This is a genomic window from Myxococcus sp. CA051A (assembly GCF_013336705.1).
GTDB classification, from domain to species: domain Bacteria; phylum Myxococcota; class Myxococcia; order Myxococcales; family Myxococcaceae; genus Myxococcus; species Myxococcus llanfairpwllgwyngyllgogerychwyrndrobwllllantysiliogogogochensis.
This window is the reverse complement of the sequence record NZ_JABUMS010000009.1, coordinates 354,742-368,870: the sequence shown is the minus strand read 5'-3', so window position 1 is coordinate 368,870 and position 14,129 is coordinate 354,742. Positions and strand designations below refer to the sequence as shown.

At 68.8% G+C, this 14,129-nt stretch carries 15 protein-coding genes; 3 read left to right on the top strand and 12 right to left on the bottom strand.

Translation table 11 applies throughout. The features are described from left to right. The first annotated feature begins 57 nt into the window (after positions 1 to 57). Positions 58 to 435, top strand: a complete 378-nt coding sequence (locus tag HUA74_RS26450; RefSeq protein WP_174456765.1) for a hypothetical protein — start codon at positions 58 to 60, stop codon at positions 433 to 435. 194 nt (positions 436 to 629) lie between these two features. Beyond that, positions 630 to 3,137 carry a WD40 repeat domain-containing protein gene (locus HUA74_RS46665; RefSeq protein WP_174456764.1) on the top strand — a complete coding sequence of 836 codons (2,508 nt, stop codon included), beginning with the start codon at positions 630 to 632 and terminating at the stop codon, positions 3,135 to 3,137. 25 nt (positions 3,138 to 3,162) lie between these two features. Here HUA74_RS46665 and HUA74_RS26440 read toward each other — a convergent pair whose 3' ends face one another. From HUA74_RS26440 to HUA74_RS26395, 10 genes are all read right to left on the bottom strand, one after another. Beyond that, positions 3,163 to 3,924, bottom strand: a complete 762-nt coding sequence (locus HUA74_RS26440; protein WP_174456763.1) for a hypothetical protein — start codon at positions 3,922 to 3,924, stop codon at positions 3,163 to 3,165. Between the two features lie 56 nt (positions 3,925 to 3,980). After that, entirely contained in the window at positions 3,981 to 4,556 is a 576-nt protein-coding gene (locus HUA74_RS26435; RefSeq protein WP_174456762.1) for an imm11 family protein, read from the bottom strand. 19 nt (positions 4,557 to 4,575) lie between these two features. Further along, the gene (locus HUA74_RS26430; protein WP_174456761.1) at positions 4,576 to 5,916 is read right to left on the bottom strand and encodes an AHH domain-containing protein; all 1,341 of its coding nucleotides are present in this window, start codon (positions 5,914 to 5,916) and stop codon (positions 4,576 to 4,578) included. Positions 5,917 to 6,033: 117 nt separating this feature from the next. Next, on the bottom strand, positions 6,034 to 6,348 hold the full coding sequence (locus tag HUA74_RS26425) for an aldo/keto reductase (protein WP_174456760.1): 315 nt from the start codon (positions 6,346 to 6,348) through the stop codon (positions 6,034 to 6,036). Positions 6,349 to 6,381: 33 nt separating this feature from the next. After that, positions 6,382 to 7,644, bottom strand: coding sequence for a hydroxymethylglutaryl-CoA synthase family protein (locus HUA74_RS26420; RefSeq protein ID WP_174456759.1), 1,263 nt, complete (start codon positions 7,642 to 7,644; stop codon positions 6,382 to 6,384). Positions 7,645 to 7,698: 54 nt separating this feature from the next. Then, positions 7,699 to 8,736, bottom strand: a complete 1,038-nt coding sequence (locus HUA74_RS26415; RefSeq protein ID WP_141647022.1) for an alcohol dehydrogenase catalytic domain-containing protein — start codon at positions 8,734 to 8,736, stop codon at positions 7,699 to 7,701. Between the two features lie 45 nt (positions 8,737 to 8,781). After that, a complete protein-coding gene (locus tag HUA74_RS26410; RefSeq protein ID WP_141647023.1) occupies positions 8,782 to 9,522 on the bottom strand; it encodes a CoA-transferase subunit beta in 741 nt (246 codons plus the stop codon). Next, the gene (locus HUA74_RS26405) at positions 9,519 to 10,316 is read right to left on the bottom strand and encodes a malonate decarboxylase subunit alpha (protein ID WP_174456758.1); all 798 of its coding nucleotides are present in this window, start codon (positions 10,314 to 10,316) and stop codon (positions 9,519 to 9,521) included. Before HUA74_RS26405 ends, HUA74_RS26410 begins: the two co-directional genes overlap by 4 nt. Next, positions 10,313 to 11,002 (bottom strand): TetR family transcriptional regulator, encoded by a 690-nt coding sequence (locus tag HUA74_RS26400; protein ID WP_174456757.1) that lies wholly within the window; start codon positions 11,000 to 11,002, stop codon positions 10,313 to 10,315. The genes HUA74_RS26405 and HUA74_RS26400 overlap by 4 nt, the downstream gene beginning before the upstream one ends. 275 nt (positions 11,003 to 11,277) lie before the next feature. Next, positions 11,278 to 11,520 (bottom strand): hypothetical protein, encoded by a 243-nt coding sequence (locus HUA74_RS26395; protein ID WP_174456756.1) that lies wholly within the window; start codon positions 11,518 to 11,520, stop codon positions 11,278 to 11,280. Positions 11,521 to 11,791: 271 nt separating this feature from the next. On the opposite strand from HUA74_RS26395, the gene HUA74_RS26390 reads away from it, so the two are divergent. Next, positions 11,792 to 12,757, top strand: coding sequence for a ribokinase (locus HUA74_RS26390; protein ID WP_174456755.1), 966 nt, complete (start codon positions 11,792 to 11,794; stop codon positions 12,755 to 12,757). A 15-nt stretch (positions 12,758 to 12,772) separates the two neighbouring features. On the opposite strand, the gene HUA74_RS26385 is transcribed toward HUA74_RS26390, so the two are convergent. Next, positions 12,773 to 13,204, bottom strand: a complete 432-nt coding sequence (locus tag HUA74_RS26385; RefSeq protein WP_174456754.1) for a DUF6069 family protein — start codon at positions 13,202 to 13,204, stop codon at positions 12,773 to 12,775. A 23-nt stretch (positions 13,205 to 13,227) separates the two neighbouring features. Beyond that, positions 13,228 to 14,076, bottom strand: coding sequence for an SDR family oxidoreductase (locus HUA74_RS26380; RefSeq protein ID WP_141646138.1), 849 nt, complete (start codon positions 14,074 to 14,076; stop codon positions 13,228 to 13,230). Between the last annotated feature and the right edge of the window lie 53 nt (positions 14,077 to 14,129).

The window sequence follows — 14,129 nt, the reverse complement described above, 5'->3', positions numbered from 1 at the left end:
TCACATCGCGACGGAGCGGACTCCTGCCTCGTGGAACCGAACCTCGGGAGGGCCGACATGAGCGCGATTCAAATCATCCTCATAGGAATGCTGGGCAGCGCGTTGCAGGAGCTGCTGCACTGGTACGGGCTGCGAGAGCATCTAGGGACGGGGCGCTACAAGGCGCTCATGCGGTCCATTCCCTACTGGGTCATCACGGGCCTGATGATTGTCGGCTCCGGCGTGGCGGTGTGGGCGTGGTTCGCGGGGGACGGCAGTATTCCCGCGCGCCAGTACCTGGTCCTCGGCGCCGCGCTCCCGCTCATCTTCAAGAAGGCCGTGGAGGTCGTCACGGGAGCCAAGCCCGGCGTGGCGGCGAGCAGTCCCACCGCGGCCGCGAACAGCGGCAAGCTCGCCGACTACTTCCAGGGGGCGGGAGGCTCCCGGGTGGCCTGAGTGGGACCAGGAGGCGACGCAATGACAGTCGCGACGCGGTGGGCGCGGGAATCTTCTCGTGCCGCTGCTTGCGATGGTTTCGTGGGGAATGCTTCTCAGCGCGCATCGCCGACAGGCTTTGACACCGCCTGGGAGGAGGGCTAGGGAAGGGCCTCACGCGCATCTGGGGGGCCGGGACGCGCGGGAGAATGCCCATGACTTCGCGTCTTGTGTCCCTGCGCATCGTCTCTCTCTCATCCCTGTCTGTCGGACTGGCGCTGGCCTGTGTGCTCGGAGCGTGTTCCTCCAAGGAGGATCCACCCGGGCCCTCGTCACGAGCCCCCGGAGTGGCTCGCATCCAGATAGAGGACGCACTGGTGGAGCCCGGTGTGCCCGTGCGCTTCCGCTGCACGGCCGCGGACCCGGACGGAGACTCGCTGACCTATGTCTTCGATTGGGGCGCGGGCGGAACGCTTCCCCAGTCTCCGGAGGTCGATAGCGGGACGATGTCCGGCGTGGACATCCCCTTCACGCAAGAAGGCACCTTCCAGGCGCGGTGCCGCGCGGTGGACTCGGCTGGCAACGAGGGGGCGTGGTCGCCTCAGCTCACCTTCATCATCCGGGGCGTGCAGCCCGATGGGGCATGGGGGCTCCAGGTGGAGGTCGTGGGGCAGGGACGGGTGACGAGCACTCCCTCGGGCATCGACTGCCCCGGCACCTGTGGTGTGCGGCACCCCGCCGGCACTCGGGTCACCCTGGACGTGGTGCCCGCGTCGGGCTGGCAGTTGGTGGGGACCTCCGCGTGTGAGGGCACGCTCGGGCGCTGTGAGCTGCTGTTCGACGCCGACAAGGTCTTCACGGTGCGCTTCGCGCCGGTCCTCGACACGGCGCTCTCCTGGCAGCGCACGGGCGCGCGCCTGCCGACGTCACCGGAGTGGAGCCCGGATGGCACGTTGCTCGCCGCGGTGGATGGGAGCGTCTCGGCGGATGGCCTGCTGCGCATCTGGGATGCGACGAGCGGGCGCGTGACGCGGCTGATGGCGCCGGTGCCTCCCGCTCGCTTCACCACGGTGGCCTGGAAGCCCGGCGGTGGCGCGGTCGTGGCCGTCGGCATGTCGACGGGCCGCGTGTCGGTCCTGGATGTGGCGGCGGGCCGGATGCTGAATCAGTGGCCCGTGCAGGCCGGCAGCGTGCGGACACTGGCGTGGAGCCCGGATGGCACGCGGCTGGCCAGCGCGACGGACGCCAGCAAGGAGGTCCACTTCTGGAACCCCACCACCGGAGAGCGCGCGGGCGCGATGCTGGTGGCCGTGGACAAGGTGCGTCGACTGTCATGGAGCCCCGACGGTTCGCGCCTCGCGATGCTGGCGGGACAGGGCGGAGGCTTCTCACGGTGGGTCGAGTTCCACGTCGTGGGCACCCAGGGCCCCGAGGAGCTGCTGACGGGTGTGGCGGGCTTCGCATGGAGCCCGGACGGCACGCGCTTCCTGGTGGGCTTGCAGGGCGAGGTGAAGGTGTACGCCACCGACGGCTATCGCGTGGAGGCCACGTATGAGCGCGCGTGGGACCTGGCGTCCGAGGTGGATTGGAGCGCGGATGGACGCTGGCTCGGTGTCGCGGGGGCCGCGCGCGCGTTGTTCGTCCTCGACGCAGGGACGGGCGAGGTCGTGGTGGAGGCCAGCCAGCCGCCTCTGCCAGGGACGTTGATGGGCTACGACGCGTTTCGCTTCCATCCGACGAAGCCCCAGTTCCTCGTGGTGGATGACCTGCCGCCGGTCCTCGATGTCTTCACCGTGGACTCCGGCGCGGGGACCTGGTCCCGGCGCGAGGTCCTGTCGCACCACTACACCGTCGAGGCGGCGGCCTGGAGCCCGACCGGCGAGGTGCTGGCTTCCAGTGGCGACGAGGGAGAGGTGCGCCTCTGGGACCGCGTGGGCGACCCGCTGCGGACCTTGTCCGGCCATGGTGGGCTGGGAGTGCGAGCGCTGGCGTGGAACACCGACGGGACGCGGCTGTTCACGGGCGGAGACGATGGTGTCATCAATGTCTGGCGCGCGGACGACGGGACGCTCGCGCAGCTCCCCATCCGGCGGGAGCCGACATCATCCCTGGGGTTGGAAATGGTCGCGCCGAGCCCCGATGGGACGCGGGTGGCGAGCGTCCTGGGGGGCACCGTGGTCGCCTCCGAGCGCGGTGTCATCCGGATCCACCAGGTGAGCAACGGCGCGGAGCTGTTCCGCTTCCCGGATGGCTCGCGGCAGGTGTTGTCGCTCGCATGGACTCCGGAGGGCACGCTCGTGGTCGCCTACTCCGGCATGAGCTGGGATTTCTGGGACCCGAGGACCCAGGCCATCACGTCGGTGACGCCCGGCGTGGATATCGCGCCGCTGGCCGCGGCCCTGAGCCCGGATGGAACGAAGCTCGCCTTCGGTGGAAGGCCGGGCCTGTCCGTGCGCGAGGTCGCGACGGGGAAGCTGCTCGCGGAGACGCCGTTCGCATTCTCTCCGGAGGCGCTCGCCTGGAGCGCGGATGGCCGCCGTGTCGCGGGAGGTGGGCTCGGCGGTCAGGTCTTCGTGTGGGACGCGAGCGCGCCCACGCTGCCAGCCACTGTCATCGGCTTCCATGACAACAACGTCTCGGCCGTGTCCTGGAGGCCCGATGGGAGTCTGGTCACCACGGGCGGACGGGATGCCTCGTTGCGAGTCTGGCGCTTCACGCCCTGAGGGGGAGACCTCTCGGTGTCGTGGCTCAGGTGTCCTCGGGCACAGCGAGGGGCGTGAAGCGGGCCACGCCTTCTCGTGTGTCCACGCGGATGACGTCGCGGAGGTCGAAGGTCTCCGCCAGCGACTCCGACGGCGTGCAGAGCACCACCTGGGACAGGCGCGCGGCGGAGTGCGCGACCTGGGCCTGCTCCCAGATGGCGTTCGGAGGCGGGTCGCGTGAGGGCTCCACGAAGAAGCGAAGCGTCAGCGCTTCGAGAGGCGCGGCGTCGTCGAGCTGGATGCCGCGCAGGAAGCATCGCAGCCACCACAGCCAGCTCTCCAGCACGTTGCCCACGTACCAGCTTTCCTTTTCGTCCTGAGTGGCCCCTTTGGGAGTCGACCATGAGGGCTCCCGGGGCGCGAGCTCGGGCAGCGAGGCCTCCGCGCAGGGCGCATCGAGGGCAGGGTCGACGAGGAGGGCTGACAGCCCCACGTTGAGGTCCACCGACTCCCTCGTCACGTGCCACTCGCCACCAGGTTGGGGCTGGAGCTCCACGCCATAGTGGTCGTCAAAGAAGCTCAGCTCCAGCCTGACAGGCTGCGTCGCCTCGGGCCCCGCGAGCACGCCGGAGTCGCGCAGGTACGCTTGCAGTCGTCCTTCCGAAAGCGCCCGGAGCAGCGCGAGCAGCGCGGCGAAATCCCGGGTGGCTGTCTCCTCGGAGTCCACCAGCACGCACAAGGCCCGGGGACGCAGGTCCAGGGCTCGAAGCGAGCGGAAGCCGGTGACACGGAGCCGGGTGAGTTTCATCGGCCCGCAGCCTATGCCAGTCCAGCGGGCCCACGGCAGCAACTCCAACGCGCGCTCTAGACTTCCTCGAATTTTGCTCCCGTGACCTTCGCGCCCTCCAGGGCCACTTTGATGTCCTCCGAGACGATGAGCGCGACCGACCATCCCCAGGTGCGGAACACCTTGGCGGCTCCCACCTTCGCATGGTCAATCCGCATGTCGATTACGCCCCTGAAGTGGCCAACCTTCTCGGGTCGCTCATCTTCGGGCATCCAATACTGCACTTCTTTTGATGCCTTGTCGTCAATGCAGCGAACGAGCTTCGTGGCCACGAGCATGACGTACTGCTCTGGGTAGCCTTTGATGTCGACTGGGATTAGTTGCACATCATCGGGGGCCAGTTCCGCGAACATTGAAGCCACCCTGACGTGAACAATGGGCGTCACGCCGGCGCCTGCCGTGTTGAAGTCCAGCCGTCTTCCAGGCTCGATAATGGGGAGCGTCAGGCGGCCCTCCGTCTGAACGGGCCGTCCCTCAGTGAACTCCCAAATGTCTTCCAACTCCTGGCCCTGCCCGTCGAAGGGGTCTCCCAGGTACCAATTCCCGGCTTGAACACTCTCACTGAGTCGGAAGTAGCGAACGCGATGTTGCATGGTGAGGTTCCTCAATACATCACTTCCCCAGAGTCACAAGCCTGTGGAGTTCCGTTCCCTTCGTTTGTACCTCTTTGGCCAGCTTCTGGAGTTCAAGTGTCAAGGCCTTTCGGCAATCCGCAACCTTTCGGCACCCGCCTAGCGCATCCCTGAGCCGATCACGGATTATCACGTGATATCGCTCCGGATGCGGCCCCTTGTGTCCGACGATTTCAACGATGTTCTCGGTGTCCTTCAGCTCCATCCCAGCCCTCTTGAACAGTTCCTCAAACCTCGGTGTCCAAGGCCCGCCGCGCGCCGGGGAGACGTCGTTTTTGTTCGTGGCGATGTGGTGGCGCTTTCCTTTGTTGCGCATCCCCTGACTCGCCATGGCCAGGGCGTTGGGGGCGAGCGCGATGGTGAAGCCTTCAGCCGCCACCGCGACCGACTGCACACTCCCCACCGCGGCGTACTGGAAGCCTGCCTGAGACTCCACGGCAACCGCAGCCTGCGCGGAACCCGGCAGTGTCGCGGCCTTCGCGGCCAACCCGGCGGTGCTGCCGATAGCGGCCGTGGCGAGCATCACGAAGACGCGCGCCGCATTCTCTCCGAGGACTTCGCCGTATGCCTCACCCGACGCACTGAGCTTCGCGAAAGTCGTGGCCCGGTCCACTTCGCGGACCAGGGTCACCCACCCGTCGAGCAGGCGCCACACCGTGTCCACACCCAGGTATGCAATGGCGATGGCGGTCAGGGTGGCGGCCGCTCCCTTGCTCACTGGCTCGGGGAGCGCCCAGAGCAGCAGGTACATCGTCGCAGCGGCCGTGATTGTGGCCATGACCGCGCCGGGGTCCGCTATGTCCTCAAGGGCCTCCGCCGTCTCTTCCCACACTGAATCCATCGCGATGGCCAAGGCCAACGTGTACTTGCCGTCGCTGGCGAGCAGGGGGCCCTCCTCCAGCAGCCGCAAGCAGTCCCCAGGTTGGTCCTTCCGCTTGCACCACTGGCCGTAGCTGCGCGTCAGCTCGTCATCCGCGTAGGACTCCAGCAGGTGGGGGCCGTCCGCGTCCTCTCGACGCTGGGGGGTGAGGCGCGGGGGGCGGCTCTCGTATCGGTAAACCCCGCTGCGCGACGGCACGCCGAAGAAGTCTCGGGCTTCTTGTAGGGGGCTGGGGAACGGGCGCACGTCCCGAGCCAGTTCCGCGATGGCCTCCTCGAATTCGTCGTCTTCGAGTTCGGCCGCCCCCACTTCCGCGCTTGGTTCCTCGCGAGGAGTGACGACGAAGGAGTCGTGTCCGGTATCCAGCCGCACGACTCGACTCGTCGTGCAACCGGTGATGGCCGCGAGCAAGAACAGCGGCGCCGCCCAGCGAAGCAACATGGAGTGTCCCCCCAGCGAGCGGCCCGCAACAGTTCGGGCTCAGTCACGCAATACCAGAAAATACTGACATTCCGCCAAGCAAGAATGACCCGCACCGCCCGGGGGGCCGGGCCTACCTCACGCTGCTGCGACCGCGCTCAGCGTCTCCTCGAGGGGCGTCTCGGGCTCGGCCCAGTGCAGTTGGTAGAGGTCAATCCAGTCCGTGCGTAGGCTTCGCAGGGAGCGCTCGATGGCGCGACGGATGTAGCGGCGCGAGCCGCGCGCGCCCCAATTCGCACCATTCAGGTCGCTGCCGAACTTGGTGGCCAGGATGATGTCCCGGCGGCGGGTGCCCAGGGCTTCTCCGAGCAGTTCCTCCGAGGCGCCATACGAGTCGGAGGTGTCGAACAGGGTGATGCCTGCGTCGAGCGAGGCATCGACGGGCCGCCCCAAGGTGTCCTCGGGGCGGCCTTCAGGGGCCGACGGTCAGGCCGCGCCGCCCTCGACATACAGGCGCTTGTGGTCGCGAATCGCCGCGAGGCGGAACGCACCGTGCGCCGGGGCCTTGGCCTCGGGAGCGTCAGAGGGCAGCTTCATCAGCCGCTCGTACTCCTCGATGGAGACGCGCTCGCGCCGGGCCAGCACGCCGTCCAGGTCCGCGCGCGCCATCCGCTCCGCCGCCTTCTCCCCGATGACGCCGGAGAAGAACTCAGCCATGCAGCCACTGCCGTAGGACAGCAGGCCGATTCGCTGCGACGCGAGCTGCGCGCCCTCGCGATGAAGCAGGCCCGCCAGCGCCAGGTACAGCGACGCCGTGTACACGTTGCCGATGCGCGAGTTGAGCCCGAGCGACGAGGCCACCTGTGCGTCGTAGCTGGCCGCCGACTTCGCCACCTCCTCGCGAGCCTCCGGCGTGCCGGGCCCCGGACCCACCGCGTCCTCCAGGTCACAGAGGCGAAGCTGGGTGTGCGCCTTGCGCGCCATCTTGCAGAAGGGGACGTGGTAGGCGATGCGCGCGAGCTGCTCGCCGGGAAGCGTGCCCGACCAGCGCACCAGCCCGTGCTCCAGCGCCTTCTCGCGCCAGCCGCGATAGGCGCCCGACAGCGCCTCCAGGTAGCAGTTGATGGAGTAGTGCCCGTCCACCAGCGCCTCCCGTCGGCCGATGGGCCGCCAGAAGTCGTACACGTCCATGGTGCACGTGCCGTTGAGGCCTACGTCCAGCGCGAGCAGGTCCGGCTGCTCCGAGACGAGCAGCGCCACCGCGCCGCCGCCCTGGGTCGGCTCTCCCGCCGTGTTCAGGCCGTAGCGCGCGATGTCCGAGCACACGACGATGGCCACCTTGCCCGCGCCCGCGCCGGAGGCAATCCACTCCGTCGCGGCCATGAGGCCCGCGGTCCCGCCGTAACACGCGTGCTGCGTGTCATAGGTGCGCATGGTGCGCGGCAGCTTCAGCAGGCCCTGGACGTGCGACGCCACCGGCTTCGAGTGGTCGATGCCCGTCTCCGTGCCCACCACCAGCATGCCGATGCGGGACGGGTCCACACCCTGCTGATGGATGAGCCGCGCCGCCGCCGTGGCGGCCAGGGACACCGTGTCCTCGCCCGGGTCCGTGACCGCCATCTCCTTGGCGCCCAGGCCCGCGGTGAACTTCGCCGGGTCCACCCCACGCGCGCGCGCCAGGTCCTCGATGTCCACGTATCGGGACGGCACAGCCACCGCCAGCGCTTCGATTCCAACCCGTTTCTTCATGGGACTCCTCGCTTCCAATTCGTGCCTCAAACCTCGGTTCGCTGACTCGTCCGCTCAAGCCTCGGGCGGCACCAACACCAGCCGGCCCGCGACCTCGCGGTTCTCCAGCCGGAAGTGCGCCCGCGCCGCCTCCGCGAGCGGCACCGTGTCCGTGACGAACTGCCGCACGCCTCCGGTGGCCGTCAGTCGCAGCGCCTCGTCCAGCTCCGCCTGGTTCGTGGCGTAGGCGCCGATGATCTCCAGCTCCTTCACGATGACGAGCCCCGGGTTGAGCTGGACCATGCCCGACTCCAGGTTGCCCACGACGACGACCCGGCCACCCGGCGCCATCGCCTTCATCGTCTGGTCGAACGTGGCGCTGCCGACGATCTCCACCGCCAGGTCCACGCCCGCGCCCTTCGTGCGCTTTCTCACCTCCGACGCGAAGTCCAGCCCGCGCGAGAGGATGACCTCGTCCGCGCCCGCCTCGCGCAGCGGCTGCACCTTCGCCTCGCCGGAAGTGACGGCGATGACGCGCGCGCCGTCCAGCTTCGCGAGCTGCACGGCGGACATGCCCACGCCCCCGCTGGCGCCGGTGATGAGCACCGTCTCGCCCGCGCGCACCTTGCCTCGCGTGCGCAGCGTATGGACGGCCGTGCCCGTGGTGCAGCAGACCGTGGCCGCTTCCGTCCAGGGCAGCGACGAGGGGACCCGGCCCAGGCCCGCGACGGGGGCGACCATGAACTGCGAGTAGCCGCCGGGCAGCTCCTCACCGAAGAAGCGGTTGTCCGTCTTGCACAGGCTGTTGCGCCCGCTGCGGCACAGCGCGCACTCGCCACACGACAGCCGCTGGAGCGTCGCCGCGCGGTCGCCCGTCTTCCACCCCGGCGTATCGGGGCCCACCGCGACGACCTCGCCCGCGGCCTCGTGGCCGAGAATCGCGGGGACGCTGGTGCGGGGCAGGTTGCCTCGGCGGTTGATGACGTCGTGGTAGCAGACGCCACAGGCGTGCACCTTCAGCAGCACCTCGCCCCGGCCCGGGGTGGGCACCGGGACGTTCTCCATCTTGAGATTGCCCGCTTCACCGAAACTGCGCAGAACGACGGCCTTCATCTCCATACCTCCGAGAGCATTTCCAGAAACGAGTGATGTCGAGGGTCAGCGACCGACCAGCTGCTCGCGGAAGCCGCGAGGGTCCAGCGCGCGGATGGCGGCGACGGTCCGCGCATCCGGCAGCGAGGTGACGGGGAGGGCCTCATCCACCGTGAACTCGAAGCCCGTGCGCTCGGCGATGTCCTCCGCCGTCGCCCACGGGTGACGCGCCGTCAGTCTCGCGCCCGAAGCGCCCAGCTCGAAGACACCCAGGTCCGAGATGAGGCGCACCGTGCGGCGCGGGTCCTGCGTCGTCGCCACCTGGACTTCCGGCACCAGGTTGCGGCGCGACTGCCGGGGCACCAGCAACACGGGCCGATGCACCCACTGCCGCAGCGTCGCCGCGCCCGCCACGCCGGGGAACTTCGTCCGGGGTCGCTCCAGGCTCCCGCTGGCCGTCATGTTGGTGCGGCCAATGGCATCCACCTCGGCCGCGCCGAAGAAGACGGTGTCCACCCGCCCGCGCCGCGCATGGTCGAACAGGTCGGGGATGGTGATCTCCGCCGAGCGTCCCTCCAGGTAGCCCAGGTCCTCGGAGGAGGGCAGCAGCGTGGAGATGTCCGGGTCCAACGAGCCGACGCAGGCCAGATACGTCAGGTCCGGCGCATGCGTGGCGCGAGCCACCGCGATGGCGAGGATGGCCAGTGGCGAGGCGACACCGGTGGCCACCACGGCGCCGTTCTCGATTTGCAGCGCGAGCAGGGAGACCACCGTCTCCGCCGGCGTGGGGTCGACCGTGGCGCTCATGCCGCCCTCCGCGTCTTCACCGAGGCGAGGAACTCCGCCTCACGGCCCGTCTCCGCCAGCGCGAGGTAGCGCGCCAGCATGTCGTCATCGTGCGGGTACAGTCCGGCGCAGCCGGTGGGCAGCGCGCCTCCTTGCGCGAGGACGATGCGGTCCACCTGGAAGCCGGGGATGGTGGCGCGAGGCAGGCGCTTCACGCGCTCCTCCACCGTGGCAATCACCCGGCGCGCGGCGCCCGCGACGAGCAGGTCCGTGGTGGGGTCCTCGATGAAGAGGTTGCCGCGCTCGTCGGCGGCCCGCGCGTGGATGAGGGCGACGTCCGGGAAGTACGCCGGCTCCACCGGGACACTCTGGCCGGTGAACGGGTCCACCACCGTGCGCGGCGGCTCCGCCTGCGCCAGGCCAGAGACATCCGAGTCCGGCGCGGGGATGAAGGGCAGCCCCATGGAGGCCGCGCGCAGCCGCTGGACGACGCGATAGCCGTCGTGCTCGCGCCAGGAGAGGGTGTTCTGTTCAATCGCCCGCTTGATACAGGGCATGGGCCGCACGCGGCCCTCGAGGCTCAGCGCACCGAACGCGATGTCCAGGTGGGCCAGACAGCCGCCCGCGACGAGGAACTCGGCGGGCAGCGGGTTGGGCAGCGAGATGAGGCTCAGCCCGCGACGCTCCTGGGCGATGAGCTCCATCACCAGCGCCATGGGCGCGCGGCCGAGCATGAAGCCACCCATGGCCAGTGATGCGCCGTCGGGAATCGACGCGACGGCTTCTTCCAGCGAACACCAGCGAGCGGTCTTCACGGCTCCTCCGTTCCGGAGCCGGAGCCCGCGGCCGAGGCGGCGCGAGGCACCACGCGCAGCGAGGAGACCCCGGGCTGGCCGTCGACCGCGGCGGCGACGATGGGCGGGAAGAGGAGGTCCACCATGCCGTCGGCGATCTGCTCGTCCGTCAGCCGCCCGTCGGGCTTGAACCACTTGTAGACCCACAGCACCATGCCCAGGAACGAGAACGCTCCGATGGTCGGGTCGACGGGACGGATGCGCCCCTGCTGCGCGGCCTGCGAGAAGGCTTCCTCCAGGAAGTCGACGTAACGCTTCTTGCGGTTGTCGATGAACGCGCGCGCCTCACCGGTGAGCGTGGCGTGCTCGTGGAGGATGATGATGACCTCCTTGCTCCACCCGCGCGTCACCAGCAGGATGTTGTGGCGCATGCACGCGCGCAGCCGATCCACCGGGTCGACGATGTCCTGAACGCGCGAGAGGACCTGCTCCTCGAACAGGTCCATCCCGTAGTTCATGATGGCGAAGAGCAGCTGCTCCTTGTTCTGGATGTGGTGGTAGAGCCCCGCCTTCGTCATCCGGCACGCGGCGGCGATCTCCTGCATCGAGGTGCCTTCGTAACCGCGATCACAGATGAGCCGCGCCGCCGTCTCCAGGATGGCCTTGTAGCGCTCGCCCTCATCCGGCTTCCGTCCGCTCGTCGTCACATGTCCCTCGTCTCGATGGACTGTAAGTTTTTCAGATCTACGACCTACCGACCGGTAGGTAGCATGTGGCAACGCAGGGTGTCAATGCGCTCCGCGCCGCGCGCTGGCGCGGATCGGGCACGGAAGTGTCAGGAGTTTCAGGGGGTTGAGGGAGCGCTGGAGCTTCCGGGAAGCAGCGACGCGCTGGGTGCGGCGGGTGAGTCTGTTCCTCCGGATGAGGGGCGAGGCGGGCCCCCTGCACCAGGGGGCGCCGCTGTTCTCGCGCTCGAACGGCCTCAGGACCGGGGCGGATGCCGCTGTTCCAGGCCGCCCAAGAGCGTCCGCTGAATCCTGATGCGGAGCTCCGCCTCCTCGAACGCCCAGCTCGGGTAGGTGCCGTTGGTTTCGATCAGGTGGTTCGCCAGGGCCCACGTTCGCTCGTCGTGTTCCTCGTCGCTCGTGGCCCTGGCGGCGTGGTCTTCAAGCACCTCGGCCTTCCAGTCGAAGTCCAGCGTCAGGTCGATGTTCATCGTGTTCATGTTGCTCTCCTCATGCGTGGCGCCGCGGGATGCGATGCCCCACACCCAAGATTGCCGCTGAGGTTTTGGCTCCTTCGCCTCCTCGACGGAGCGCGGTGTTTCGGCCGGGCGGCATTCCGATCAAAAGGCGGCGCGGCGGTGGCACGGGTGGTCGCCCGCCGTACGGGGCCGAGGTTCCCGGGCATGCCTAGCTTGATGTCGTTCCGTGTTCGGTGTGTTCCGGGTCTGGGCGGGGCATCGGACGCGGGGGTGGGGGAGGGGGACGACAGCCATGGCTCCACGTCGACAGGCCGACATTCTCGTGGTCGGTGGAATCAACACGGACTTCCTGGTCCAGGGGCCTCGGCTCCCGCGCGCGGGCGAGAACGTGGAGGGGCATCTCTTCCTGGAGAGCCTGGGTGGAAAGGGCGCCAATGCCGCCGTGGCCGCGGCCCGACTGGGTGCTCGCTCGACGCTGGTGGGCCGCGTGGGCATGGACGCCCGGGGGCTCGCCCTGCTGGAGCAACTCGAAGGTGAAGGAGTGGAGACCCGGGGCGTGTCACGCGACCCGGGCTTCAGCACGGGCGTCGTGCTGGAGATGGTGGATGAGAGCGGCCGCAGGCAGAGCCTCTCCGCCGAGGGGGCGAACCGGCGGCTCGCTGTCGCGGACGTGATTGCCGCCGAGGCCCGCATCACCAGCTCGGATGTCTTGCTCGTCCAACTGGAGGTTCCCTTGGACGCGGTCATCGCGGCGGTCCACATCGCTCGCGCCGCCGGCATGCATGTCGTCCTGGATCCAGCACCGCCCATCACCCTCCCGGAAGAGTTGCTGGAGGCGGTTCACATCATCCGCCTCAACGACGCGGAGGCGGAGGTGCTGACGGGGCTCGAGGTGGTGGACCGAGACTCCGCGCGCCGCGCCGCGGAGAACCTGTTGCGCCGGGGCGTGGGGACGGCCGTGGTGGCCGCCCCCGAGGGAAACCTGCTCCTGGGCACCGAGGGCGAACTCTGGCTGCCGAACCTGCCCGTGGACTGGGTGGACACCACGGGCGCGGGGGATGCGTTCTCAGCCGCCCTCTGTGTTGCCCTGGGAGAGCGACGCTCGCTCGCGGACGCGGCGCGCTTCGCTCACGCGACGGCGGCGCTGGCCACGATGCGGCTGGGGGCGTTGTCGGGGCTCCCCATCCGCGAGCAGGTGGATTCCTTCATGGCCCGCGTGGACTCGCTGGCGCTGTCCCCGGAGCCTGTCACCTGGTGACACGCGGACGCTTCGCTACGGACGGGCCCGGGTGCGCCGCATTCCGAGCACGATGATGGCGAACATGCCGCCATGCTCCACCAGCAGGAACAAGCGCTCCCCGAGCGAGAACCCTGGCATGAACGGCAGTGTCAGCACGAAGACCGCGATGCTGATACCCGTCCAGATGCGCAACCCTCGTGAGAACAGTCGCTCCAGCAGGGTGAGCAGGCCCCAGGCGCTGAAGCCCGCGATGAGCGATGCGAAGAAGACAGGGCCCAGCAACAAGGGCTCTCGTTCCACGGCGCCGGGACCCGTGGGCACGGTGATTTGCACGCCGAGCAGCCCGACGACGATGAGCCACTGGACGACCACGAAGCTGGTGGCGACCATCAGCACGCGCAGCCGCGCGAGGACAGACGACGACGTTCCCGCCCGTGAGGGCAGGCTCTGTGTGGGTTGAATCATGGGGGACCCTTGACGGCGTGGGTTCAGCGAAAGGACTCGGCGTGGTCCGCCAGGAACGCATCGAGCGTCCTCGGCTCCGTCCCGGTCAGGTCCTTGACGCCCGTGGCGAGCTGCGACGCCGCGCCCTTCGCGAAGGCCTCGAACATGCCTTTGAACGAGCCGAGCATGGCCTCCGGAAACCCTTGCGCGCGCATGTTCTCGATGACCTCGGAGACCGGACGGTCGACGTAGGCGACGGGCTTGCCGAGCCGCGCCGAGAGCTTCGCGGCGAACTCGTCGAACGTGAGCGCCTCCGGCCCCGTCAGCGAGTGCGCTCCGCTGCGAGGGGACGCGTGCGTGAGCTGCGCCACGGCGCTCCTCGCGATGTCGCCACTGTCGATGAACGCGATGCGACCCGTCCCGAACGCGCCGAAGAACCGCCCGCCGTTTCGGATGCTCTCCGCATTCCGGAGCAGGTTCTGCATGAAGTACGTGGGACGCAGCGCCGTCCAGCCCAGCCCGCTGGCTTCCAGGTACGCATCCGCCTCCCCATGCCATCGTCCGACAAGGAAGTCCGTCGTCGCGCTCGCGCCTCGCGTCGAGATGCGCACGACGTGCGAGACACCCGCCTGCTTCGCCGCGTCAATCACCGCGCGGTGCTGTCGCACCAGTCCTTCGCTCGGCGTGCCGTTCAGCAGGACCCGGTCCACGCCCTGGAGCGCGGCCCGGAGTGACTCGGGTGAATCGAAGTCGCCCACCACGAAGTCACCTCCCAACGACTCCCCCTTGCTCCTGTCCCGCACGAACGCCCGAAACGACGCGTCGCGCGCACGCAACTGCTGAATGACCTGACTGCCAATGGAGCCCGTGGCTCCCGTGACGAGGATTTTCATGCGGACCTTCTCTGGTTGGAGTGTGATGAATATCTAGTGACGGAAAAGTTTCT

Excerpts from the sequence above, each read along its gene's own strand:
- HUA74_RS26450 (WP_174456765.1), top strand. The coding sequence starts at position 58 with ATGAGCGCGATTCAAATCATCCTCATAGGAATGCTGGGCAGCGCGTTG.
- HUA74_RS46665 (WP_174456764.1), top strand. The coding sequence starts at position 630 with ATGACTTCGCGTCTTGTGTCCCTGCGCATCGTCTCTCTCTCATCCCTG.
- HUA74_RS26440 (WP_174456763.1), bottom strand. The coding sequence starts at position 3,924 with ATGAAACTCACCCGGCTCCGTGTCACCGGCTTCCGCTCGCTTCGAGCC.
- HUA74_RS26435 (WP_174456762.1), bottom strand. The coding sequence starts at position 4,556 with ATGCAACATCGCGTTCGCTACTTCCGACTCAGTGAGAGTGTTCAAGCC.
- HUA74_RS26430 (WP_174456761.1), bottom strand. The coding sequence starts at position 5,916 with ATGTTGCTTCGCTGGGCGGCGCCGCTGTTCTTGCTCGCGGCCATCACC.
- HUA74_RS26420 (WP_174456759.1), bottom strand. The coding sequence starts at position 7,644 with ATGAAGAAACGGGTTGGAATCGAAGCGCTGGCGGTGGCTGTGCCGTCC.
- HUA74_RS26415 (WP_141647022.1), bottom strand. The coding sequence starts at position 8,736 with ATGAAGGCCGTCGTTCTGCGCAGTTTCGGTGAAGCGGGCAATCTCAAG.
- HUA74_RS26410 (WP_141647023.1), bottom strand. The coding sequence starts at position 9,522 with ATGAGCGCCACGGTCGACCCCACGCCGGCGGAGACGGTGGTCTCCCTG.
- HUA74_RS26395 (WP_174456756.1), bottom strand. The coding sequence starts at position 11,520 with ATGAACACGATGAACATCGACCTGACGCTGGACTTCGACTGGAAGGCC.
- HUA74_RS26390 (WP_174456755.1), top strand. The coding sequence starts at position 11,792 with ATGGCTCCACGTCGACAGGCCGACATTCTCGTGGTCGGTGGAATCAAC.
- HUA74_RS26385 (WP_174456754.1), bottom strand. The coding sequence starts at position 13,204 with ATGATTCAACCCACACAGAGCCTGCCCTCACGGGCGGGAACGTCGTCG.
- HUA74_RS26380 (WP_141646138.1), bottom strand. The coding sequence starts at position 14,076 with ATGAAAATCCTCGTCACGGGAGCCACGGGCTCCATTGGCAGTCAGGTC.